At 70.7% G+C, this 22,636-nt stretch carries 24 protein-coding genes, 1 tRNA gene and 3 pseudogenes; 10 read left to right on the forward strand and 18 right to left on the reverse strand.

The genetic code is table 11. The features are described from left to right. The first annotated feature begins 4 nt into the window (after positions 1-4). Positions 5-256, forward strand: a complete 252-nt coding sequence (locus tag ABZ885_RS11195; protein WP_360186436.1) for a hypothetical protein — start codon at positions 5-7, stop codon at positions 254-256. Between the two features lie 167 nt (positions 257-423). Here ABZ885_RS11195 and ABZ885_RS11200 read toward each other — a convergent pair. Then, a pseudogene (locus ABZ885_RS11200) lies at positions 424-666 on the reverse strand (tyrosine-type recombinase/integrase); the annotation flags it as partial. A gap of 666 nt (positions 667-1,332) precedes the next feature. Here ABZ885_RS11200 and ltrA point away from each other — a divergent pair. After that, positions 1,333-2,514 (forward strand): annotated as a pseudogene (gene ltrA / locus ABZ885_RS11205) (group II intron reverse transcriptase/maturase); the annotation flags it as partial. 1 nt (position 2,515) lies between these two features. Here ltrA and ABZ885_RS11210 read toward each other — a convergent pair. Genes ABZ885_RS11210 through ABZ885_RS11220 form a run of 3 tightly spaced genes read right to left on the reverse strand, consistent with a single transcriptional unit; the run spans position 2,516 to position 5,696 of the window. Continuing rightward, entirely contained in the window at positions 2,516-3,931 is a 1,416-nt protein-coding gene (locus ABZ885_RS11210; RefSeq protein WP_360186439.1) for a tyrosine-type recombinase/integrase, read from the reverse strand. Beyond that, positions 3,931-4,116 (reverse strand): helix-turn-helix domain-containing protein, encoded by a 186-nt coding sequence (locus tag ABZ885_RS11215; RefSeq protein WP_360186441.1) that lies wholly within the window; start codon positions 4,114-4,116, stop codon positions 3,931-3,933. Before ABZ885_RS11215 ends, ABZ885_RS11210 begins: the two co-directional genes overlap by 1 nt. Then, positions 4,113-5,696, reverse strand: coding sequence for a replication initiator (locus ABZ885_RS11220; RefSeq protein WP_360186488.1), 1,584 nt, complete (start codon positions 5,694-5,696; stop codon positions 4,113-4,115). Before ABZ885_RS11220 ends, ABZ885_RS11215 begins: the two co-directional genes overlap by 4 nt. Before the next feature lie 487 nt (positions 5,697-6,183). Here ABZ885_RS11220 and ABZ885_RS11225 point away from each other — a divergent pair, with 487 nt between their 5' ends. Further along, positions 6,184-6,564: a winged helix-turn-helix domain-containing protein gene (locus ABZ885_RS11225; RefSeq protein ID WP_360186443.1), complete on the forward strand. Its 381-nt coding sequence runs from the start codon at positions 6,184-6,186 to the stop codon at positions 6,562-6,564. A 1,237-nt stretch (positions 6,565-7,801) separates the two neighbouring features. Beyond that, positions 7,802-8,041 (forward strand): hypothetical protein, encoded by a 240-nt coding sequence (locus ABZ885_RS11230; RefSeq protein WP_360186446.1) that lies wholly within the window; start codon positions 7,802-7,804, stop codon positions 8,039-8,041. Positions 8,042-8,120: 79 nt separating this feature from the next. Here ABZ885_RS11230 and ABZ885_RS11235 read toward each other — a convergent pair. From ABZ885_RS11235 to ABZ885_RS11245, 3 genes and pseudogenes are all read right to left on the reverse strand, one after another. Continuing rightward, positions 8,121-8,560, reverse strand: a pseudogene (locus ABZ885_RS11235) (site-specific integrase); the annotation flags it as partial. 20 nt (positions 8,561-8,580) lie between these two features. After that, on the reverse strand, positions 8,581-9,222 hold the full coding sequence (locus ABZ885_RS11240; protein ID WP_360186491.1) for a response regulator transcription factor: 642 nt from the start codon (positions 9,220-9,222) through the stop codon (positions 8,581-8,583). Positions 9,223-9,299: 77 nt separating this feature from the next. Next, entirely contained in the window at positions 9,300-10,529 is a 1,230-nt protein-coding gene (locus tag ABZ885_RS11245; RefSeq protein WP_360186449.1) for a histidine kinase, read from the reverse strand. Between the two features lie 282 nt (positions 10,530-10,811). Here ABZ885_RS11245 and ABZ885_RS11250 point away from each other — a divergent pair, with 282 nt between their 5' ends. Then, the gene (locus ABZ885_RS11250; RefSeq protein WP_360186452.1) at positions 10,812-11,882 is read left to right on the forward strand and encodes a serine hydrolase domain-containing protein; all 1,071 of its coding nucleotides are present in this window, start codon (positions 10,812-10,814) and stop codon (positions 11,880-11,882) included. A gap of 48 nt (positions 11,883-11,930) precedes the next feature. Here the strand turns inward: ABZ885_RS11250 and ABZ885_RS11255 are convergent, their stop codons facing one another. The 7 genes from ABZ885_RS11255 to ABZ885_RS11285 form a co-directional block, all read right to left on the reverse strand. Then, complete coding sequence (locus ABZ885_RS11255; protein WP_360186454.1) at positions 11,931-12,323, reverse strand: hypothetical protein; 393 nt, start codon at positions 12,321-12,323, stop codon at positions 11,931-11,933. Next, entirely contained in the window at positions 12,316-13,179 is an 864-nt protein-coding gene (locus ABZ885_RS11260) for a heavy metal-binding domain-containing protein (RefSeq protein ID WP_360186457.1), read from the reverse strand. Before ABZ885_RS11260 ends, ABZ885_RS11255 begins: the two co-directional genes overlap by 8 nt. A 1-nt stretch (position 13,180) precedes the next feature. Then, a complete protein-coding gene (locus ABZ885_RS11265) occupies positions 13,181-14,053 on the reverse strand; it encodes a heavy metal-binding domain-containing protein (protein ID WP_360186459.1) in 873 nt (290 codons plus the stop codon). 219 nt (positions 14,054-14,272) lie between these two features. Further along, positions 14,273-14,356 (reverse strand) — tRNA-Leu (locus ABZ885_RS11270). 80 nt (positions 14,357-14,436) lie between these two features. Beyond that, positions 14,437-15,741, reverse strand: coding sequence for a hypothetical protein (locus tag ABZ885_RS11275; protein WP_360186462.1), 1,305 nt, complete (start codon positions 15,739-15,741; stop codon positions 14,437-14,439). A 142-nt stretch (positions 15,742-15,883) separates the two neighbouring features. Next, entirely contained in the window at positions 15,884-16,021 is a 138-nt protein-coding gene (locus ABZ885_RS11280; RefSeq protein WP_360186464.1) for a DUF397 domain-containing protein, read from the reverse strand. Beyond that, on the reverse strand, positions 15,984-16,883 hold the full coding sequence (locus ABZ885_RS11285; protein ID WP_360186494.1) for a helix-turn-helix transcriptional regulator: 900 nt from the start codon (positions 16,881-16,883) through the stop codon (positions 15,984-15,986). Before ABZ885_RS11285 ends, ABZ885_RS11280 begins: the two co-directional genes overlap by 38 nt. Positions 16,884-17,106: 223 nt before the next feature. On the opposite strand from ABZ885_RS11285, the gene ABZ885_RS11290 reads away from it, so the two are divergent. Both ABZ885_RS11290 and ABZ885_RS11295 read left to right on the forward strand, forming a co-directional pair. Next, entirely contained in the window at positions 17,107-17,580 is a 474-nt protein-coding gene (locus ABZ885_RS11290) for an ATP-binding protein (RefSeq protein WP_360186466.1), read from the forward strand. A gap of 175 nt (positions 17,581-17,755) precedes the next feature. Beyond that, positions 17,756-18,136 (forward strand): hypothetical protein, encoded by a 381-nt coding sequence (locus ABZ885_RS11295; protein WP_360186469.1) that lies wholly within the window; start codon positions 17,756-17,758, stop codon positions 18,134-18,136. Positions 18,137-18,205: 69 nt separating this feature from the next. Here the strand turns inward: ABZ885_RS11295 and ABZ885_RS11300 are convergent, their stop codons facing one another. After that, a complete protein-coding gene (locus ABZ885_RS11300; RefSeq protein WP_360186472.1) occupies positions 18,206-18,664 on the reverse strand; it encodes an Lrp/AsnC family transcriptional regulator in 459 nt (152 codons plus the stop codon). 198 nt (positions 18,665-18,862) lie between these two features. On the opposite strand from ABZ885_RS11300, the gene ABZ885_RS11305 reads away from it, so the two are divergent. Together ABZ885_RS11305 and ABZ885_RS11310 are read left to right on the forward strand one after the other, a co-directional pair. Continuing rightward, complete coding sequence (locus tag ABZ885_RS11305) at positions 18,863-19,540, forward strand: AzlC family ABC transporter permease (RefSeq protein ID WP_360186497.1); 678 nt, start codon at positions 18,863-18,865, stop codon at positions 19,538-19,540. Then, positions 19,533-19,868, forward strand: a complete 336-nt coding sequence (locus ABZ885_RS11310; RefSeq protein ID WP_360186475.1) for an AzlD domain-containing protein — start codon at positions 19,533-19,535, stop codon at positions 19,866-19,868. Before ABZ885_RS11305 ends, ABZ885_RS11310 begins: the two co-directional genes overlap by 8 nt. Before the next feature lie 129 nt (positions 19,869-19,997). Here the strand turns inward: ABZ885_RS11310 and ABZ885_RS11315 are convergent, their stop codons facing one another. The 3 genes from ABZ885_RS11315 to ABZ885_RS11325 form a co-directional block, all read right to left on the reverse strand. Further along, on the reverse strand, positions 19,998-20,495 hold the full coding sequence (locus ABZ885_RS11315) for a cupin domain-containing protein (RefSeq protein ID WP_360186478.1): 498 nt from the start codon (positions 20,493-20,495) through the stop codon (positions 19,998-20,000). Between the two features lie 116 nt (positions 20,496-20,611). Beyond that, entirely contained in the window at positions 20,612-20,749 is a 138-nt protein-coding gene (locus tag ABZ885_RS11320) for a hypothetical protein (protein ID WP_360186481.1), read from the reverse strand. 295 nt (positions 20,750-21,044) lie between these two features. Further along, a complete protein-coding gene (locus tag ABZ885_RS11325) occupies positions 21,045-22,157 on the reverse strand; it encodes an FAD-dependent monooxygenase (RefSeq protein WP_360186483.1) in 1,113 nt (370 codons plus the stop codon). A gap of 221 nt (positions 22,158-22,378) precedes the next feature. Here ABZ885_RS11325 and ABZ885_RS11330 point away from each other — a divergent pair. Further along, positions 22,379-22,636 (forward strand): winged helix-turn-helix domain-containing protein (locus ABZ885_RS11330; RefSeq protein ID WP_360186486.1); only part of this gene is annotated, 258 nt, incomplete at its 3' end.

The following is a 22,636-nucleotide window of genomic DNA, read 5'->3' on the forward strand; positions in this document are numbered from 1 at the left end:
ACAGGTGGGCAAGGAAGAGCAGGTCGTAGACCTGAAGTTCATGGCGGCACAAGGGGAAAGCGTCGAGGTGTGCTTCGAGCCAGTGGGAACTACGTTCTCCCTGAGTGACGGCGAGTCGATCTTTCTCCGAACGCCCATCGGAAATGTGGCCTCGCTTGAGATTGTCTCGTGGCCTAATGGAATTGGGGTTTGGGTTCCGTATCCCGGCGATTACACGATCGTTGACTCAAGGGGTAACGAACTCGATACGCTCTGATCCCCTCTCGTAAGGGAGGAGAGGTGCGCGAGATACGTCGTGGTACATGGGAGAGAATGCCTAGCCAGTATCACCGGGCATAAATCTACGTGTGCAGATCTGAAGCCCCATCAGGCGGTGCCTGGTGGGGCTTCGGCGTGGTCTGACGGCAGTAGTTGACGGCAACGTCAGCGGACGGGTGCTGCACAAAGCGGCGGTTCGTCTCCGTCGTCGGGCCCGGCAGTGGCCTCCGACGGCTTGCGGAGAGCGTGGCCGAGGAGGTCGATGGCGTCACGCTGGAGGCGGAGGCGGACATGGGCATACACCGTCGCGGTGACGCCGATGTGGGCGTGACCCAACAGCTCCTTGATGACGACGAGTTCGACGCCCTGTTCCAGGAGCAGGGTCGCGGTCGAGTGCCTCAGGTCGTGGGTGCGCCGTGAGGCGCTGTGGTTCGAGTGGAGGTGAGAGGCCTTCGCCGCTGACCCTGTCGCAGCAGGGCGGTGGAGCTGGGGGCAGCCTGATCCGGGTGACGCCGGTGAGGGTGGGAGCAGCCCTGACAAAGCCGGGGCGGGCCGGTACTGCCAGACGGTCCGGGTTCGGCGAGCGGGATGGAGAGGAGTACGTGAGGAACCGGTGTGTGACACCCCCTTGATGCGGCACCAGCTCGAACCTGGTGGATCTGGGCTGGGGGCGGCGCGCACCCGTCGCCGTGAGCGGCGGGGAACTCCCGAGGTGGTGGGCATGAGCTGCCAGGGAGGCTGCGAGGAAGGTCTGCGGCGTACTCGCAGCGATGCCGCAGGGGCATAGTCGGGCTCCTACTTCGTCGAGCGAACCACAGTGAACACGGGAACCGTCCCGGGTCTTGCCCTCCGCGTCGCGTCCAGCGGCGGGGGTGGGGCTGGGCGCGTCGACCGCCGATCGGTCCGGGACGGGGCGGAGCCGCCGTAGTACTCCGAGGTCGGGAAAGCCGGCCACATGGGGAAGGGCGGCAGCGGTTTCGAGAAGGGAAGGACGCTGCAATGCCGGAAGACGCGTCGCCGAACGGCGATGCACCTCGTTCTGGTCCGGCCGGGCCAGGAGCGAGGGTATCGGAGATGCAGGCCAAGCTTCACCGTTGGGCGGTGGCCGATCCCGGCCGCCGGTTCGATGACTTGTTCAACTTCGCAAGTGACCCGGCGACGCTGATCGTGGCGTTCGACCGGGTCGCGGGGAACCAGGGTGCGCGCACGCCGGGAGTGGACGGCCTCACGGTCGCCGACGTCGCGGAGCAGGTGGGCGTACCCAGGTTCCTGGACGACCTGCGGGCCGGTCTCAAGGACGGCTCGTTCCGACCGCTTCGGGTTCGGGAGCGCAAGATCCCGAAACCGGGCGGGTCGGGGAAGGTCCGCAAGCTCGGGATTCCGACGATCGCGGACCGGGTCGTCCAGGCGGCGCTGAAACTGGTGCTGGAACCGATTTTCGAGGCGGATTTCCTGCCGTGCTCGTACGGTTTCCGGCCCAAGCGGCGTGCGCAGGACGCGATCGCCGAGATCCACCACTTCGGGACCCGCGGCTACCGCTGGGTGCTGGATGCGGACATCGAGGCGTGCTTCGACTCGATCGACCACGCGGCCCTGATGGACCGGGTGCGCCTTCGGGTGAAGGACAAGCGCGTCCTGGCGCTGGTCAAGGCGTTTCTCAAGGCCGGGATCCTCACGGAACTCGGCGAGCACCAGGAGACCATGACCGGCACGCCGCAGGGCGGCATCTTGTCCCCGCTGCTGGCCAACATCGCCTTGAGCGTGCTCGACGAGCACGTGATGGCGCCATGGAAGCCGGGCGGGTCGATGTCGACCCGCGGCAAGCGCGACTACCGGCACACCAAGGGACGACCGACGTGGCGGCTGGTCCGCTACGCGGACGACTTCGTCGTCTTGGTGCACGGCTCGCGCGAGCACACCGAAGCGCTGCGCGAAGACATCGCCGCCGCGCTGGCTCCGCTCGGGCTGCGGCTGTCACCGGCCAAGACCCAAGTGGTCCACATGGGCGACGGGTTCGACTTCCTCGGCTTCCGCATCCGGTGGAAGCGCAAGAGGGGGACGAACAAGTGGTACGTCTACACCTTCATCGCGGTCCGGCCCGCCCGGACGCTGAGGGCGAAGATCCGTGCCCTGACGCACAAGACATCGCAGCAGGACTTCGCGTCGGTTCTGACCAGGCTCGGTCAGATCATGCGCGGATGGGCCAACTACTTCAAGTACGCCGTGGCCAAACGCACTTTCAGCAAGTTGGACGACTTCACCTGGTGGAGGCTGGTCCACATGCTGCGGGCGCGCCACGGCTGGAACTGGGGACAGGTCCGCCGACACCTCGCCGCCTCCGGGCGGTGGAGGATCGCGGCGGACGGGGTCGAGTACTTCCGGATCGAGGGTGTGTCGGTCTCCCGCTACACCTACCGGGGGAACAAGATTCCCACCCCGTGGCCTCCTGCGAACCCCGCCTGACGGCAGAGACCGTGGAGAGCCCGGTGCGGCGAGAGTCGCACGCCGGGTTCGGAGAGCGGTCCGGGGAAACGGACCGGGAGCAATCCCGGCACCGCGCCCCGGGCCGACTCACCAACCGGATCGCCCTCAGGCGAGAGCGGCGGAGGAGCGCGTTGAAGTGGCGGGTGAGGGTGGCGGGTTCGATGGGGTGGCCGTCCGGGCGTGTGAAGACGAGACCGTTGTCCACCCACTCTTCACCGGCCTGCTGCTTCTCGCGGGCCTGCCGGTCGCGGTGCGCGCGGAGCGAGGTGATGCAGGCGGTCGGGAGGACGATGCGGCGTTCCGAGCTGATGGTCTTGGTCGGCAGGGTGGTGAGCCCGCCGGTCCGGGTGCGCTGGAGGGTGCGGCGGATGCTTGCGGTGCCGTTGTCGAGGTCGAGGTCTTCCCAGCGTAGGCCGAGGAGTTCGCCCTTGCGGAGCCCGGTGCGAAGGGCGAGTTCGAACAGAGTCTGGAAGCGGTGGCCGTGGGCGGCCGTGAGGAAGTGCCGGGCTTCGTCGGCGGTGAGGGGGTCGAAGCGGCGGGGGCGGGGTGTGCCGGTGCGGACGTTGCGGGCGACGTTGCGCGGGATCTCCTCCTCACGGACAGCGTGCTCCAGCGCGGACTTGAGGACGGAGTGGATGTAGGCGAGCGTCAGCGGGGAGAGGTACTTGTGGCAGCACTTCCCGATGGCGCAGCAGCGCGGCCGGCGGTCGGCCTGGGCGTCGGGCCTGCGCCGGGCGTCGATGCCGCGAGCGCAGCACTGGCAGACGGTCCGCAGCCCGTTCAGCCAGGTGCGGATGTCCTTGGCGGAGAGCTTGGCGAGCTTCTTCTTGCCGAGCCCGGGGATGAGGTACTGGGTGACGCAGGCGGTGTAGCGGGTGTGGGTGGTCTCGCGGAGCTGGTGGACGGCGACGTTCTCCAGCCAGTACGTCAGGTAGGCGGCCAGGCTGCCTTGCGCGGAGACGACCGGGACGCCGCGGTTGCTGGCTGCGGTCTTCTCGGTGAGCTTGGCGAGGGCTTCTTTGCGGGTGGAGCCGTAGACGTGGACGCGCTTGCGGGTGTTGCCGGGGGCGAGGACGTAGCCGGCGGCTTCCCAGCGTCCGTCCTTGCGCTGGTAGACGGTGCCGTCGCCGTTGGCGCGGATCCTGCGCGAGCCCGCGCCGGGGATGGGGTTGGTGTCGGGGGTGGTCATCAGGCTGCCTCTTCGAGGTGGTGGTGGACGAGGGCGGTCAGGGCGTGGGTGGGGATCCGGCGGGCGCGGCCGATGGTGATGGAGGCGAGCTGCCGGGTGCGGATGAGGTCGTAGACGGTGGAGCGGCTGATCTTGAGCCGGGCCATGACCTCGGGGACGGTGAGGAGTGCGGCGTCGGCGGTCACGCGATTGCCCCCGTCTGGACGGCGGTGGTCAGCGGGTCGGTGCAGTGACCGGCCCGGTCACCGGAGCGCTGTGCGTGCCTGGGGCGGCTCGGCTGCTCGGGCCGGGGGCGCGGTGGGGTGGCCAGGAGGTCAGCGAGGTGGGCGAGTTCGGGCAGGAGGCCGGTTCCGACGTACTGCCAGTGCGAGATCACCAGGGTCGTATCCGTGGCGCCGCGCCGCCCGTCCTTCGCGCGGTGACCGGCGCCGTGACCGGGGCCGAGGTCGGTGTGACCGGCGATCAGGTCATCGCGGTCACCGTCCCGGTCAGTGACCGGCTGGCCCTCACTGGCCCGCTCCTGACCGGAGTGTCGACCGGCCAGGGGCGGGTCGGTCGGTGTCGGGGCAGCGGTTTCAGGCTGGCGGGTGCGCCAGGCGGTGCGTTCGGCGCGCAGGTGAGTGAGGGTGGTGGAGTAGTGGCGGGTGCGGGTGGAGAAGTGGCCTCGGAAGCCGAGCATGTGGGCCCACTGGCGCAGACGGAGGTGGGCGTGCTCGGGCCGGGCACCGAGGTGCCAGGCGGCGTGGATCATGCGGCGGGCGTGGTCGGTGAGGTCATGCTGGGCGAGTTCGGCGAGGAAGCGGAGTCGGCGGTCAAGGGTGCCGGTGGTGGTTTCGGCGCCCTTTGTGGCGTACTTGGCGATGTAGGCGGCGACGTGCCGGTCGGTGACGGGGCCGGCCCCGGTGAAGTCGGCGCTGCGGATGGCGCGGACGTCGATCTGCCGCCCGAACCGGAACACCGTGGGCACCGGCGGCTGTGCCGGGTCGGCCTCCCCGGCCTTGGAGGGGTGTTGGTGCTGGACGCGGGTGCGGTTGGCGGCGGCGCGGACGGAGTGGTCGAGGAGGTCTGTGGTGGCCCAGGTGGGTGGGGTGCTGGTGGGGCCTGTGGGTCCGTCGATGCGGATGACGGTGTGGAAGTGGATCTGTCCGCGCTTTTGGTATTCGGCGACCTTGGCGTAGGAGAGTGTGGCGTGGTGGCGCAGGGTGCGCTGGGTCAGTCCTGCGGCGTTGGCGATCTCGCGGCGCAGGTGGGTGGTGAAGCGGGCCCACAGGGCGGGGGCGTGGGCGTTCCACAGCACCGCGCCGGTGTAGTCGTACCGCTGCGGGTTCAGCGGGGTGCCGAGGAGCGGGTCGGTGTCGGCGTGCCGGGTGCCGCAGGTGCATGGGGTGGTGCCGGGTTGGTTGTGGACGGGGCCGAAGCCGGGGGCGGTGAGGGTGGCGAAGACGCGGGGGTGGGTGGAGACGGTGGTGGGGACGGTCTTGCCGCCGCGTAGTCCGGCGGCGATGAGCTGGTAGGTGTCGTAGCGGTAGAGGGTGGAGCAGGCGCGGCAGCGGGTGGTGCGGCGGTTGCCGCAGCGCACCAGGAGTTCGCCGGCGGGCAGGTGGCGGCTTTCGAGGTGGCCGAGAATCTGGCCGGTGACAGTGTCCAGGCGGGTGCGGTGCCCAGTCATGCGGATCGGGCGGGCGCAGCCGCCCAGTGAGCCGATCTGCCGGGCCAGGGGTGCGAGGTATCCGGCTGCGGCGAGCTTTGCCAGCCTGGCAGTCAGTCGCGCCCGGCGTTCCAGCGCCGAGTTCCTGTTCGCGGACGTGTCGGCACTGGTGGTGAGCGCCGGTGCGGCGAAGGCCGTGCTGGCAGGAGTGGAGGTGGTTGCGGGGGCGGGGAGTTGGAGCTGCGCGGGCATGGGGACAGACCTCCGGCAGGAGTCGGGAGAAGAGGGGAGGCGATTGAGGGGCGACCCGGGTGATCGGCGCACGTGGGCACGGTGCGCGTTCCGGCGGGCGCGGATGGTGGACCGGGGACGTCTGGCCTGGTCAGCGGTGGTGTTCGCCAGCGGTGCGTGAAGGTAGCATCGCTTCAAGTGCGCATTCAAGTGCATCCCTCCTCATCTGTTTCGGTGGCCGGTTGGGACGCGAGTACTGTGGCCCCGGTCTTCCGTTTTGGACGGGCCGGATTTCGGTGGTAGTGGCGCAGAGAAGGCGGGGTGACCTGCGGTGACGGTGGGGCGGCGGGGACGTAGGCCGGCGGGTGGCACGGTGTTGCTGACGTTCGAGGTCATCGCCGAGGCCCTGCGGGGGCGGATCCGCTCCGGCGGGCTGAAGCCCGGGGATGCGCTGCCGACGCAGGCCGTGTTGATGGCGGAGTACGGGGCTTCGAGCCTGTCCGTGCAGAAGGCCATGGCCCTGCTGAAGCAGGACGGCTACGCGATCTCCCGCCCAGGCAAGGGCGCCTTCGTCGCCCACCCCGACGCCGACGGTGACTCAGGTGACGAGGAGGCGGGGAACACGCCTGTCGGCGGGACGGCGGCGCGCGTCGAGGCACTGGAGCTGGCACTGGCCGAGACGCTTGATCAGCTCACCGCTCTGCGTGCCCGCGTCGAAGCCCTTGAAGCGAGCGGCACCGAGCGAGGTTGCTGACCCGTCGGCCGCTGAACGGCAGGGGCTGGAGCTGTGCGTCCAGATTTTCTCTACGAGGTTCAAGGCGGGCCCCGCCCGTTGGAGGTGGCCCGATGTCGCCGACCGACCCAAAGTCGGACCGGCCCCGAAGTCTTCACGACCTGGCGGTCAGCAGTCCGTCAGGTCGTTAGCGGGGCTCGACTGGTGCCCGACGGGAGCAAGTTGTGGGGCAAGCGATGCTTACCCCAGCACCGCCCAGGGTCGGAGCAAGTTGTGGGCTATGGACTCCTTGCCCGCGACGCGGAGCAAGGTGTCGCCCACGACCGTCCTGCGGCCGGTTGTTCGAGATGGCCGGCCAGGGGTCCGACCATCAAGGCCCGTCGCCGAGCCGACCATCGGCGGGTGGCTGGCGTTCGCCTCCGGCGGGGAGCGAAGCCCCCGGCCGTCCGCCGTCGACCGACCTCCTCCCTCCCGGCCCCCGCACTGCGATACTGGCCGACGCACGCGCCTGGCCACACCTGTCCGAGGACACCCTGGCGGCCGACCGCCGAGCCGCCCAGAGCCCCCAGCCCGCCAGATTGGTCTAGACCCTTGACGGCAGTGGTGACGGCAACAACCACGAACGACCCCGGCCGAACCTGCACCCCAGCGGAACCATTAAATACGGCTTGAACTGCGAAAACGCAGGTAGAGAGGGGCCGCATAGCACACGTACTATGTGCTCGCGGGGACGACGCCCGTCCTGGTTCATAATGTAGGTGGTGACTGTCCAACTGGATTGGCCACTTTGCATTATCACGGCAATGGAAATCACTTCAGCATCGAGGTAACCGACGGTAAAACTGTCACCCATACGCACCTCATGCCTCATGACGGAGAGGCGGTCGTCGGCCCCTATACTGGCTCGCCGGGCATCATGAGTCGGACATTTGAACTTCCGGACGCCGCCGCAGCTTTGGACTTCCAGGCGAATAATCAGGGGTCGTGGGGACCGTATACCGAAATGAGTAACAATTGCCTCAATTACTGTACTGCAGTTCTTCGGGAAGGCGGGCTGGATGTTCCTGAAGGGCGACGTGCTATCCCCTGGGCTCGCGAGCTTCTCTCGGGCGGGGATGGGTGAGTGTGGCACTGCCACTGATCAGCGACAGTGTGGCCAGGAAGGGATCTGAGCGAAGTTATTATGGTTGCTCGAAATTCCGAATCTCTAGACGTCTTGCTTCGGATTGCAAGTGACGATCGAGTTTCCTGGAGAGCGGTGAAACTTGCCGGCAGGGGGATCTCCGCAGATGCATCGGGGACGCTGTGGATGCTCTCTGAGGGGAAATCGTCAACCCCCGGAGACGTCTTGGCCGGTCTGCTGACTCGCCAGGGGGAACTGATCGATGAACTGATCGAGGTGTGGCAATTGTTTGAATCTGGAAGTCTTGCCAAATTCGATTTTGAAGCCCGACTTGAATCCGTAGTCAATGCGCTGGAACTTTGGCCGAGCGTCTGAGCGTAATTAAAAGCGGCCCCACCAGAACTTCTTCCGGTGGGGCCGCCTTGGCGTTTGACGGCAGTGGTTGACGGCAACGTCAGCGGACGGTTGCCGCACAAAGCGGTGGCTCGTCGCCGTCGTCGGGATCGCTGAGGGGTTCGGAGGACTGTCCGAGGGTGCAGCCGAGGAGGTTGATGGCGTCGCGCTGGAGGCGTAGGCGGACATGGGCATAAACAGTAGCGGTGACGCCGATGTGGGCGTGGCCGACGAGTTCGACGCCCTGTTCCAGGAGAAGCATCGCGGTCGAATGCCTCAGGTCGTGGAAGCGGATCTGCCGGAGGTGTGCCGGGCGGAGGAGCGCGTTGAAGTGCCGGGTGAGGGTGACATGCTCGATGGGGTGGCCGCCGGACCGGCTTAGGACGTGGCCGCTGCCTACCCAGCCCGCGCCAGCCTTCTCATTCCCTGGGACCTGCTGCTCGCGGTGAGCACGGAGTGAGCGCAGGCAGGGGCCAGGAGGGCGATGCGGCGTTCGGAGCTGGCTGCGGGCGCAGGCCGGGTCAGCCCGGGATGCCCGGGACCACCAGGCCGGATTCGTAGGCGATGACCACGGCGTGGGTGCGGTTCTGGGCGGCGAGTTTGGTCAGGATGTTGCCGACGTGGGTCTTCGCCGTCTCCAGGCTCACGGTGAGTCTGTCCGCGATCTCGGGGTTGGAGAGGCCGGTGGCCATCAGGCGGAGGACCTCCTCCTCGCGCCCGGTCAGGGCCGCCTTCGGGAAGGCCTCGGCGGAGGCCAGCGGGCGGGGGGTGACCATCCGGCGGAGGACCGCCGGGAAGAGGATCGCCTCGCCGGCGGCGACCACGCGGACCGCCTCGGCGATCCGGCGGACCGGGAGTCGCTTGAGCACGAAGCCGCTGGCGCCGGCGCTGAGGGCGGCGGTGACGTAGCCGTCGTTCTCGAACGTGGTGATCACCACGACCTTCGGCGGTTCGGCCGAGGCGGCGAGCAGCTGCCGGGTGGCCTCGATGCCGTTGCGGCGGGGCATCCGGACGTCCATCAGGACGACGTCCGGCCGCAGCAGTTGCGCCTGTTCAACCGCTTCGACGCCGTCGGCGGCCTCGCCGAGCACCGCGATCCCCGGCTGCGCGGCGAGCAGGGTGCGCAGACCGCTGCGGGTCACCTCGTCGTCGTCCGCGATCAGGACGGTGACGGGGGTGACGGGGGTCCCGAAGGTGTCGGCAGGGCCGGTCGGGGCGGCTTCGCTCGCCTCGGAGCTGATCACGCCGACAACCGTACCGGCAGCCGGACGGCCAGCCGCCAGTGCTGCGGGCCGTGCGGGCCGGCCTCGATCTCACCGTGCAGCAGCCGCACGCGCTCGGCGAGCCCGGGCAGGCCGTGCCCGGAGGTCGGAAAGGCTCCGGCGCGCGCCCGTTCCCCGGTCCGGTTGACCACGCTGAGTTCCAGTGCGTCCGGCGCCGCCACCACCCGAACCTCGACCGGACCGCCCGCTCCGTGCCGCAACGCGTTGGTCAGGCCTTCTTGCAGGATCCGGTACGCCGCCCGCGAGAGCGTCCCCTGCACCTGCGCCCACTCGCCCGACAGCTCCGGCTCCACCACCGCGCCCGCGTGCCGCAGCCGGTCCAGCAGCTCGGGGAGATCCGCCAGGGTCCGGGTCGGCGCCGTCCCCGCCTCCTCCTCGCGCAGCACACCCAGGACGTAGTCGAGGTCCTCCAGTGCAGCCCGGGCCGACTCCTCGATGCTGCGCATGGCCGCCCGCGCCGCCGCGGGGTCGGCGGAGAGCACCTCGCCCGCCACCGCCGCCTGGATCGTGGCCGCCGTCAGCGTGTGCCCGATAGAGTCGTGCAACTCGTGGGCCAGCCGGTTGCGTTCGGCCAGCCGCCGCTCGCGCTCGGCCGCCAGGGCGAGCCGTTCTGCGGGCGACGGCCCCAGCAGCCTGGGCGCCAGCCACCGCAGGGCGCTCGTCACCACCGCGCACGTCCCCGCCGCCAGCACCAGACAGCCGAGGGCCGCCAGCCAGCTCTGCCAGCCACCCGCCGCCCGCACCGACCAGCCGAACAGGTTCAGCTCCGCCTCGCCGCGCAGCCATCCCCCGGGGAGGGTCAGCGCCAGGAGGAGCAGCACGCCGCTCACCACCGCGCCCGTCCACCCGAGCGCCGCGTGCAGCAGCAGCCAGAGCGGAGTCCGCCAGCGGTCCGCGGTGGCCGGCCGGCGGCCGGCCACCGGATCCGGCAGCGGCACCCTCAACAGGCGGCGGGCGGAGGCGATCAGCGCCCGCCGGGTGGTGCGGGCCAGGCCGATCGCGCTGACCAGCGCCGCCCAGAGCAGCAGGGTCAGCCCGGCCTGGACGGCGTAGGGCGCGGCTCGCCACGCCAGCACCGGCACCATCGCGAAGAGCAGCAGCGGCAGGCTCGCCAAGGCGCCGCCGTAGGCGAACAGCGCACCCGCGTACGTGGAGCCGCGCAGCAGCGGCCGAAGTCCCCTGATCATGATCGCCAGTATGGCCAGGCGGCTCGTCGGGGGCCTCCCCCGATCGAGGGAGCACGTTCTCCCGCGTTCCCGCGATGCGCGTCCACGGCCCCGGAAGCCACGATCGAGCCCTGCCCGGTCGGTGGCGACTTCACCGATGCCCGGCACATCACCGTCGTTCCGACGATTTCCGAGGAGTCGATCATGCGTGAGCAGGCGCACCAGAGGCCGAACGATGTCCGGCGGCAGCAGGGCAGTCGGCGGCGAACCGTGGCGGGCGCAGCCGCGGTGACCGTCGCCGTCATGACGATCGGTGCCCTGGCGCCGCCCGCATCCTCCGCCGCCGCCAGGCCGGATACCGTCCAGCGGGGCCTCGACGCGCTGGTGCAGGCCGACGGCCTGCCCGCCGCGCTGGCGAGCGTGCAGGACCGGGACGGCCGCACCCGCAGCTACACCGCGGGGGTCGGCGACCTGGCCACCGGCGCGAAGGTGCCGGTCGACGGTCAGGTGCGGATCGGCAGCACCACCAAGACGTTCACCGCGGTGGTGGTGCTGCAACTGGTCGGCGAGGGCAGGATCGGCCTCGACGCCTCGGTCGACACTTACCTCCCGGGCCTCGTCCGCGGGGACGGGATCGACGGACGCCGCATCACCGTCCGCCAGCTCCTCCAGCACACCAGCGGACTCCCCGAGTACGAGGACCGCGTCGACGACGCCCTCCGCGAGCACCGGTACCTCGAACCCCGCGACGTCCTCGACATCGCCCTCCGGCACAAGGCGGACTTCGACCCCGGGGCGAAGTTCGCGTACAGCAGCACGAACTACGTGGTGGCCGGCCTGATCGTCCAGAGGGTGACCGGCAGGCCCCTCGCCGAGGAGATGGACCGCCGCATCGTCCAACGCCTCGGGCTGCGCCACACCTACTTCCCCGCCCCCGGTGACATGACCCTCCGGGAACGCCACCCCGAGGGCTACCAGCGGGATTCGGCGGACGCGCCCCTGAGCGACGTCACGGAGCTGGACCCCTCCCCGGCCTGGGCGGCGGGCCAGCTGGTCTCCACCAACTCCGACGTCAACCGGTTCTTCACCGCGCTCCTCGCCGGGCAACTCCTCCCCGCGGCCCAGCTCGCCCAGATGCGCACCACCGTCCCGATCGGGGACACCGGCGCCGGCTACGGCCTGGGGATCATCAGCAGGCCGCTGTCCTGCGGCGGTGTCGCCTGGGGCCACGGCGGCGACATCCCCGGGTACGAGACCCGGGGCGGCGTCACCGACGACGGCCGTGCCGTCAGCATCGCGGTGACCGGCATCCCCGCCGACTACGCGGTCACCGAGCGCCTGGAGGCCGTCGTCGACAAGGCGCTGTGTCGCTGAGCCCCACGCTGAACCCGGCCGCCGGCCGAGCGCACGAGCCGGCGGCCGTCAGGTCAGGAAGCGCTCGACCGCCTCGCGGGCGCGGGCGTTCGAGGCCGCGGCGGCGGCCAGGGAGCGGGCCAGCGCGTCGGTCCACTCGCCCAGGTCCACCCGGCGCCGGGAGAGCACGATGCCCCGCACCTCGTGGCAGATCTCCCCGGCCACCCGGCCCCGGTCCGTCCGCAGCGAGAGCCGCTGCTCCCCGAGCGTGACGTCCAGTTCGTCGACCGAACCCGCGCGCCCGGCCACCCGGTCCGTGACGGAGCGCCGGCGCTTGACCTGCACGGCACCGGGCGGCAGCGAGTCCGCCAGGTTCGCCAGCAGCACCTCGGCGTAGAGGTTCAGGTCCGCGCTGTCCCGGCGCAGCGCCGCGGCCAGCAGTTCCGCGTCCGGCTCAGGCATCGAGGCTCAGCACCATGGTCGGCCGGTCGATGACGTGGTCGTCGCGGAGCGGGCGCACCGCCGTCCCGATGGCGAAGAACTCGGTGGTGTGCGACCCCCAGGAGTGCGAGTGCTGCCGCAGCTGCACGGCCACGATCCCCTCGGCCTCCAGGGCCTGCGCCTCCGCCTGCATGCGGCTCATCGCCAGCTCGCGTGCGTCGTAGAGCGCCTGGGTGAAGACCTCGATCTCGACGTTGCGGCCGGTGTTGCCCAGCGCCTGGGTGAAGCGCTGGTGCGCCACGTGGTAGACGCAGGAGCCCATGACCATGTCCAGCGGTGCGTACCCGGCCCGGATCAGGGTCCAGAAGTCCTGGCCCGAGAGGTCCGAGGTGAACGGCTTGCCCTTGTTGTTGAGCCAGGTGCCGAGCGGTCCCGGGTCCGCACCGTCCGCCTTCACCGCCGTGCCGACCGCGATGAACTCGGCGATGTCCGAGCCGAACTCCTTGAACTCGATGTCCAGCCGCACCCCCACGATGCCGTCCGCCCCCAGGGCGCTCGCCTCCGCCTCCATCCGGCTCATCGCCAGCTCGCGCGCGTGGTACATGGCCTGGGACAGCTTGGTGAGCTCCTGGTTCTTCGACCACCGGCCGAGCTGGATGCCGACGTGGTAGACCGAGGAGCCGAGGACCAGGCCCAGCGGGCGGAAGCCGGCCTCGCGCACCAGCAGGAACTCGTTCACCGTCAGGTCCGAGGTGAAGAGCGAGCCCTTCTTCCCCGGCCGGAGCTGGTCGAGGCGCCGCATCGCGTCCTCGGGCACGCCCTCCATGGCCGGCCGCGCGGCTTCCCCGGCCGGTCCCCACCCCGTGTGCTCGGTCATGTCAGTTCTCGCGCTCCAGTCTCATGATGGTCAGTGGCCTGGGCCCGGCGGGCCGCCCGGAGCGGGCGAACCGGGTGATGGAGGTGCCGACGAAGACCGCCTCCGCGATGACGTCGCGCATGCCCACGGAGGCCGGGCACTCGCCCTCACGCACCGTCAACTCCATCTCGTCCACCACGACCCCGTCGCCGCCGTGCTCGGCCGCGTCGACGGCCAGCCGGTTCCGGGCGTTGTGCCGGGCGTGGTTGATCAGCTGGGTGTAGCCGTCGACCTCCTGGTTCGGGGCGGCCCAGCGGATCCGGCGGGGGCTGCGCCAGTCGTCGTGCCGGGACTCGACGGCGATGCCGAGGGCGAGCCCGGTGGGGACCCATCCGGTGTGGATGAGCTTGGCGAAGTCCTGGCCGCTCAGGTGCGACGTGAAGGGCCGGCCCGGCCGGATGCGCGAGCGGGCCCGGACGGCGGTGCCCAGCGCGGTGAACTCCACTCCCCCTGCCGGGAATTCGCCGACCTGCAGCCGGACCCCGACGATGCCGTCACCGCCGGCCGCGCGGCACTCGGCGACCGCGCGGGTCAGCGCCAGCCTGCGGGCCGTGTACAGCGTCTTCACCAGCAGGTCGTAGGACGGATCCCACGGCGAGGCGGGCTTCTTCCGGCGTTCCGCGGCCGACCACGCACCCGGGCAGCCCCAGGCCCCGGAGTACCCGATGGTGAAGACGGCCGTGCCGAGCACCTGCCCGACCGGGTCGAACCCGGCCCCCTTGACCGCCGCGAACTCCCCGGACGACAGCCCCGAGTCCCAGGTGCCGCCGGTCCGGGGCCCTGTCGCCCCGCCGGTGGCGGCCCCCGCTGAACCGGCGTCTCGTTGGGGTTTCATCGGCTCCCGTGCCAATCGACCTCTCGGCTCGGCGCGCGAATCGCGTCGCCGTTCGGCAGCCTAGGCCATCGGTCGGAGGCACCCGCAGGCGGTCCGGGCGACGCCGGAGCGGCCGGCCGGCACCGGCCTTGCCGCCCATGGCCCCGAAAACGACTAAACGGCGCCTCCCGCAGCGACTTCCGTCACTGTGGGAAGCACCGTTTCGTCGGTACTTCTTTGTGCGCGAGGGGGGAGTTGAACCCCCACGCCCTTTCGGGCACTGGAACCTGAATCCAGCGCGTCTGCCTATTCCGCCACCCGCGCATCTGGGTGATGGGGAAAAGCTTAGCGCATGTTCGGGGGTGCTCCGAACCAGGTCGGCGGGGGTGGAGCGGATCGGTGGATCAGCGGGTGATGCGGTCGAGGATCCAGTCGATCAGGACGGGCGAGACGTGGCTGTGCTCGGTGTTGTCGGTGTCGAAGCCGACCTCGTCGAGGTGCCCGTTCGCGAGGTCGGTGTCGGTGATGGAGACCGTCGGGACGACGTTCCACTGCACCGGGTCGAAGTTCAGCGCCGCCGCACTGACGGCAGGGACGAAGGTGCCGCTGCGGTGGTCGTCGGCGATCTTGGCCTTCAGGGCGTCGGCCACCTTGCCGAAGGAGTCCAGGGTGCCGCCGGGCGCACTGTCGAGCGCCGGGACCTCGGTGGTGGTGCTGCGGCGGAGCGCGAGGCCGAGGTGCATGCCGCCGATCCGCTGCCTGTCGCCCCGCTCGGGCTGGAAGCGGGCGGTCGCGCTGGCGATCAGGGCCTGCCAGTCGAACGCCACCTCGCCGACCGGCAGCGGGAGGCCGACGCCGTCCCGCCGGCCGTTGGAGACGCCGAGCAGCCGGGGGCGGCGGGGGAAGTTGCCGACCCGCGCCAGGTCGTCCAGGAACTCCTTGCGGAGCGGGCTGGCGGTGGCCACCGGACCCGAGTACTTGGAGTTCTCCACCCAGGCCCAGAGCAGCTGCTGGGCGGCCTCGCTGCGGATCAGGTCCGCCTGCTTGACGCCGCCCGGGCCGGGCGGGGTGTAGTCCTCGAAGAAGTAGGCCATCTGCTGGAGGATCAGCGGGATCCAGGCGCCGTTGTGCGGGGAGTCGTAGGAGAGGTAGGTGGCGGTCTGGTGGTCGATCCCGTCGTACTCCATCTTGGCGAGTGCGTAGCGGGTGATGATGCCGCCCATGCTCACACCGCCCACGGTCAGCGGGGCGTCGCCGAGCCGCTCGGCGATCGCGCGCTCGACGGCCGCGGTCACCGTTTCGGCGTTGCGCTGGATGCGGGCGTGCCGCTCGTCGAAACCGATCAGGACGACGTCGATGCCACGCTGGCGCAGCTGGTCGAAGAAGCCGGGCCTGCCGTCGTACGGGGTGTTGAAGTAGCCGAACAGGCCGGGGAGGTCGCTCGGGCCGTAGTTGAACCCGTCGGCGAAGAGGAACGGCCGCTGGAGGCCGAACTTCGGGTTCGCCAGGTAGACGGCCGCCTCGCCGTACGGGAGGTCCTCCCACCGCTGGTCGGGGTCGCGGCCGGCGGCGACCTCGGCGGTCCTGGGGGTGGTGAACCAGACCTCCGGGGAGAGGGAGGCCGCGAGCTCGGCCAGTTCGGCCTCGCCGGGCTGGGTCTCGCCGCCCTTGAGGGTCAGCTCGACGTCGATCCGGGCTTCCTGCGCCATGCGTAACCACCTCTGCCGTTGCGAACAGGGATCATTCGTGCGCGCAGGGTGACGGTATAGGTTCGCTTGCGGAGATCACCGGGACGCGCCCGGAGGCGGTCGAAAGTCTCGCTCCCGATCGACGGTGACCGAAGTCGGCGGATCAGGAGGGGAGCGGGAAGTCGCCGGACCGGATGCCGGCGAGGAAGGAGTCCCAGGAGGCGGCGGGGAAGAGGAGGGCCGGCCCGTCGGGGTCCTTGGAGTCACGCACCGGGACGACGTCGGGGAACCCGGGGGCCACCTCGATGCAGTCGCCGCCGTTGCTTCCGCTGTAGCTGCTCTTCCGCCAGGCGGCGACTGCGAGCTCGCTCCTCGTCATCCCTGAACCCTTCCAGCGCGTCAGCGATCAGCGCGAGCGAGTCCCTCACCGAGAGCGCCGACCCGCGGAGCCGATCATAACTTTGCTGATGACCGGACACGGTTGCTGCGACGTCACAAGGATGACCGCGATCGAGGCTCTCCGAGTAGACCCACCGCTGCCCGTCGCGCATCTCAAGCAGAACCATCGACTTGTCGACGACCGTCTGGCACTGCCAGAAGGGGACGACCTGGATGACGACGTTCTCGAAGCGGGAAACCGCCAGCAGATGTTCCATCTGGCGTCTCATCACAGTCGGCCCGCCAACGATGTTCCGCACGGCGCTCTCATCCAGAAGCGCCAACAGCAACGGGCCATCGTCGACGAGGAACCGCTCCTGCCGCCCCAGCCTCGCGGCCGTCCGCTCCTCCACCAGCTCGGGATTGCCTGCAGCATCACCCGTTGCGAACAATGCCCGTGCATACTCCCGGCATTGCAGCAGCCCGTGCATGAAGTTGTACTGGAACACCCGGACCGCGACCGCCTCTGCCTCCATGTCCGCGTGGTCGCGGAACCAGTCCGGGTGCTCGACCTCGGCTTCCCAGTCCACCCGGTCCCAGAGCCGCTTCAGGAGGCCGCCGGTCTTCAGCACGCGGTCGGCGTCCTCGACCGAGTCGGCCGGCATGCGCCGCTTGCCGCTCTCGTAGCGGGTGATGTTGGTCCGGTTGCAGTGCAGGAGCTTCCCCAGCTCCTCCTGCGTGTAGCCGAGCATCTCCCGGTAGAACCGCAGCTCCTCGCCGAACATCACGGCCGAACTCGCCGTCGGCCCCTGCTTCGCCCTCCGGTGTGACATGCCGCCTCCGTTACGTGCCGGATGTGCCGGGCACTCCCAAGTGGCCGTCACCGTACCTCCGGGGACTGATGATTGATACCGCAACGCAATCCTTTGCTTGCGCAGCGTGATGCCTCGCGCCCCTGTTGCGAGCCGCTTCCACTCCCCCGTCACACGCCCCCGGAGGTAGCCCCGCATGCCCAGGAACCGTGCCGACCGCAGACCGCGCGAATTCGCCGCCCGGCTCGACTCGCGCCCCGCCGCCACGCCGCTCGCCCGGCTCATGCTCCGCGCCTACCTGGCTGGGATGCCGCGGGGCGAACGGTTCACCGACGTCGCCGAGTTGTTGCTCGGGGAGCTGTTCGCCAACGCCGTGCAGCACAGTGACGCGCCACCGGACCGCATGGTGGAGGTGCGGTTCGCGGTGATCGCCGACCGGCTCCGGATCGAGGTGCACGACGCGGGCACGGGCCGGCCGTCGCTCCACTCCTCCGCCGCCGACGAGGAGCGCGGACGCGGCCTCTTCCTCGTCAACGCACTGGCCGAGACCTGGGGTTGCTGCCCGCGGGCTGGTGGGGTCGGCAAGTTCGTCTGGGCGCTGGTCGCCCCCGCGCCCGGGTTCACGGACCTGGTCTTCGGCGAGGCCGCCCGGAGCGTCGTCGCCGTCTGAAGCCGGACCCGGCGCCGACCGGCGTACTTCCGCCCGCCTCGCGCCCCGCATTCCCTCCAAGGTGGGGTTTGGCTCAAGCTTTTGTCCGTCCACGACCGATGTCCCGTTCGGCGCGGGTCCGAACCGACGGGCCCGCCGATACCCATACGAATACATACGAATCCAAAGGGGACACATGATGCTGCGGAGCAAGCACGCTCTGGGGGCGGGTCTGTTGGCGGCGGCGCTGGCCGTCGGAACCGGCTGGGCCGTTCAGGCCAACGCGGATGACAGGACCACCGACAACGCGCCGGCCCGCGACGCCGCCGTGCGGACCGTCGACGGGTACCAGCTGGTGAAGCTGGCCAACGCCAACGTGCCGAACTTCCAGCGCCGCACCGCCTACTGCCCGGCGGGCAAGAAGGCCATCGGCGGCGGCGCCGAGGCGCAGGGCAACGACGCCATCCTGGTCGGCAGCTTCCCGACCGACGACGGCTCCGGCTGGGTCGGACTCGGCCGGCAGAACAACTACAGCACGGTGGGCATCAGCGTGTACGTGATCTGCGCCGCCGTCTGAGTCCTGCCCGCGACGTGACAACCGGCACGTGACGAGCGGGTCGGCCCGCCGCGCAGGCGGCCGACCCGCTCAGCCGTCGCCTTTGATGATCTTCATGGTCAGGTGCGAGTCGACGCGCGTGACGGCCGGCAGGCCCATCATCCGGGCGGTGAGGAAGCTCTCGTACGCCGCGTGGTCCGCCACCGCGACGCGGACGAAGTAGTCGGGGCGGCCGAAGAGGCGGCGGAACTCGACCACCTCCTCGTAGGAGGCCACCGTCGACTCGAACTCCTCCACGGTCTGGAGGTCGTTGACGCCGATCTCGACGGCGACCACCACCTCGAAGCCGCGGCCGGCCGCGGCCGGATCGATGCGGGCGCGGTACCCGGCGATGACCCCGGCGTCCTCCAGCCGTTTGACCCGGCGCAGGCAGGGCGGCGGGGTGAGGCCGACGCGCCTCGCCAGCTCCACGTTGGTCAGACGGCCGTCCTGGCGCAGGTGGAACAAGATTTCACGATCGACGGCATCCAGCGATTGTTTGCTGCTCATCAGGCGGCTCCCGGGCAATTTTTGGAAACCATATTACCCGGAATTCGTCCTAGAATTTCCGGTATGCCCGCTTCACTCGCCGGGACGGTCGTGCGCACCGCTGCACCGCCGACCCACGCTCCTGCGCCTGCTCCCACTCCCGCTCCCGGGCCCGGGCCGCGGTCCGATCCGGCCGCCGCACTCCGGGACTCCAGCTCGGTGGGCCTGGGCCTCTTCCCGCTCGGCATCGCCTTCGGTGTGCTCGTCGTCCACGCCGGCCTGAGCTGGTGGTGGGCGACCGCGTTCACCGCCCTCGTCTACGCCGGGTCGCTGGAGTTCCTGCTCGTGGGGCTGGTCGTCGCCGTCACCCCGCTCGCGCAGATCGCGCTCACCGCGTTCCTGGTGAACTTCCGGCACGTCTTCTACGCGCTGTCCTTCCCGCTGCACCGGGTCGGCGGCCGGATCGGCAGGGCGTACAGCACCTTCGGGATGACGGACGAGGCGTACGCGCTGACCACCGGGCCCGACGCCCGGGCTTGGAGCGGCCGGCGGATCATCTGGCTCCAGGTGCTCTGCCAGGCCTACTGGGTGGCCGGTGGCACGGCCGGCGCGCTGTTCGGGGCGCTGGTACCGGCCCGGCTGGTCGGCCTGGACTTCGCGCTGACCGCGCTGTTCGTCGTCCTGACCGTGGACGCCTACCGGGCCAGGCGCGACATCCCGACCCCGGCCCTGGCGCTGGTCTGCGCACTCGCCGCGCGCTTCGCGTTCCCCGGCCAGATGCTGCTCGCCGCGACCGGCCTGTTCACGGCCGGACTGCTGGCCCGGTACGCCGTCGCGAAGCGCCGCACTCCCGCCGGCCTGCACAACCCCGCCGCGAAGGACCCGTCCCGTGCCTGACACGCCCTACCTGCTCGCCGCCATCGGCGTCTCGACCGCCGTCACCTGGGGGCTGCGCGCCCTCCCCTTCGCCGCTCTCGCCCCGCTGCGGGCCAGTGCCGTGCTCCACCACCTCGGCGCGCGGATGCCGGTCGGCGTGATGGTGATCCTCACCGTCTACTCGCTGCGCGACCTGCCGCTCACCAGCCCGCAGCACGCGGCCCCCGCGCTGCTCGCCCTGGCCGCCACGCTCGGCCTGCACCTGTGGCGGCGCAACGCCGTACTGAGCATCCTGGGCGGCACCGCCGTGCACGTCACCCTCGCCAGTACGCTCCTCGCGCACTCCTGACCGGCGCTACTCCGCGGGCGTAGCCTCGTGGGCGCCCTGTGCGGCGGCGGCGGGGAGGACGGGCGGCTCCACGGGCATGGCGGACCACGGCGGCACCGGCATCTCGTCGCTCAGCACCAGCAGGGGCCGTCACTCGGCCGCGGCCTCCAGGGTGGCGCGCCACAGCGGGCTGTCGACGTAGTGGTTGTCGTACTGCTCCGAGGAGTCCTTGATCTCCTGCGGGCTGGCCTCGCCGCGCATCACCCGGCCGAGCAGGCGCAGGTAGTCGAAGCGCGGCATGCCGGGGGTGAAGGTGAAGAGCACGTCGGCCTCGGAGCCGGGGGCCGCGGCGAAGGCGTGCGGGGTGTGCGGCGGGACGAGCAGGAAGTCGCCCTCGTTCAGCAGCTTCACCTCGTCGTCCACCAGCACCTGCAGCGAGCCGCCGATGACGAAGAACAGCTCCGAGGCCCGGGTGTGGAAGTGGGCCGGCGCGCCGACCGCGCCCTTGGCGAAGGAGGAGCGGTAGCTGGTGATCGGGCTGCCGTCGGTGCCGCAGTCGGCCAGCAGGGTCATCGTGCTGCTCGGGTCACTGGTGGTCTCGGCCTCGGCGGCGCGGGTCAGGACGGGCTTCAGCGTGGTGTTGCTCATGGTGGTTTCTCCCCTTGGTAGTCGGCCGTTCCGGCGTTCCCTCCCGGCCTTGTGACAACAACTCTAGGCCGGTGAAAGACCCACTAGGAGGTTCATTTCTTCGGCATGTTCGTGGGTCAATTCTGCTGCGCCGACGACCGCTCGGCGAGGCGCCGCTCCGGGGCCGCACGGCAGTCGGGCCGCTCCTCGGCGGTGATGGAGAGGATCGCGGAGTCGCGGAGCCGGCCCGGTCGGGCTTCGGGCCCATCACTCACCGCTCCTTGCCCGCAGGTCACTTGGGTGCGCCGTCGGCAGCGCCCCAGAGGTCGCACCGCGCTGTCGCACGAATTCGCCGGGCCGCAACCGCCGAACGGGCGGGCGCGAACGGGGTGCATCCCGCCGCCCCTGCGCCAACTTCCCCCCAACGTGGGGTTTGGCTCAACCGGTCGGTGTGCGCGTGCCGATGCCCCGTCCGACGCGAGTCCCGGCCGGGGCGGCGGCGCTGAGGGCCGCCGTCCCGCACACCGGTCTCGCGCGCGACGTGGCAGCCCCGCGGCGCCCCGGCGACCCTCAACGGTCCAGGGTGATGGCGTTCTTGGCGCGCTCGACCGACTCCTCCGCCGCCGGACCGCCGGGGTTCTCGGTGGCGAGGGCCTGGTTGAGGGCGACGAAGGGACGCATCCGCTCCTCGTACTGCGCGTACGCGGTGCGGTGGTCCGCGCCGGCGGCCGCCGCCCGGGCGAGCTCGTCGGCCAGCAGGTAGCCGCCGACCAGGGCGAGGCTGGTGCCCTGTCCGGAGAACGCCGAGGCGCAGTAGGCGGCGTCGCCGAGCAGGACGGCGCGGCCCGCGGACCAGTGCTCCAGGTGCACCTGGGCCATCGCGTCGGCGTAGAAGTCGGGCGCGTCGTGCAGCGCCGCCAGCAGCCGGGGCGTCTCCCAGCGCAGCGCCGACATCCGCTCGGCGACGAGCTTCCGGCTGCGCTCGACGTCACGCTCGACCGGCTCCTCGCTCTGCCAGCCGAAGCAGACCCGCAACTCGCTGTTGCCGCGCACCGGGTAGATGCCGTAGCCGGCGTCGCCGTCACGCTGCCAGACCTGCCAGTCCTCCAGGCCGAGGAAGTTGCCGGCGCTGAAGATCGCGAGGTGGCTGCCGAGGTGCTTCAGGAACTGCTCCTCGGGGCCGAAGGCGAGCTTGCGCACCCGGGAGTGCTGGCCGTCCGCACCGACCACCAGGTCGAAGGTGCGGGGCTGCCCGTGCTGGAAGGTGACGTGGACGCCCTGCTCGTCCTCGCGCAGGGCGGTGACGGCGTCGCCGTAGACGAACTCGACATCGTCCGCGACGAGTTCGGTCAGCATCGCGACGAGGTCCTCGCGCAGCAGCTCGACATCCTCGTTGTCGAGGCGGCCACCGCTGTACGTGGCCTCGGTGGAGCGGTGCACCTCGTGGCCGTCGGCGTCGAGGAGGGACATGCCGCGCATCCGGGTGCGGACCGCGTGGACCCGCTCGGTCAGGCCCATCCGTGCGATGACGTCGACGGCGACGCCCCGGATGTCGACCGCCTGGCCGCCGCTGCGCGGGCCGGGCGCGAGCTCGACCACGGTGACGGCGAAGCCGTGGCGGTGCAGGTGGTGGGCGAGGGCGGTGCCGGCGACTCCGGCACCGGAGACGAGGACGTTCTGCATGGCGGGCTCCCCCAGGGTCGTACTGGTCCGATCGGTGTCTGTACGCTGTAAGCGCGCTCTGAATGTACGACGTACATTCAGGCCCTCGCAAGCCGCTCACCAGCACGTTCAGACCAGAACTGCCCTAGGACAGCAGGCCCGGAACCGGCAACCCCGCTGGTAGGGTCTGCGCTAGTACAGGACCCGCCGCCCGCGAAAAAATCCCCGAGGAGCCCGGCCGCATGTCACCGGAGACGGACCCGCCCTTCCAGCGCATCGCCGCCGACCTGCGCCGGCGCATCTCCGGCGGGGAGCTGGCCCCGGGCGCGCGCGTGCCCTCGACCCGGCGGCTCGCGCAGGACTGGGGCGTCGCCCTGGCCACCGCCACCAAGGCGCTGACCGTGCTGCGGTACGAGGGCCTGGTGGAGGCGCTGCCCCGGGTCGGCACCGTGGTGGCCGCCCGCGCCACGACCGCGGCGGGCGGCGCGGCAGGCGCCACG

This window comes from Kitasatospora sp. NPDC047058 (assembly GCF_040643935.1).
Lineage (GTDB): Bacteria > Actinomycetota > Actinomycetes > Streptomycetales > Streptomycetaceae > Kitasatospora.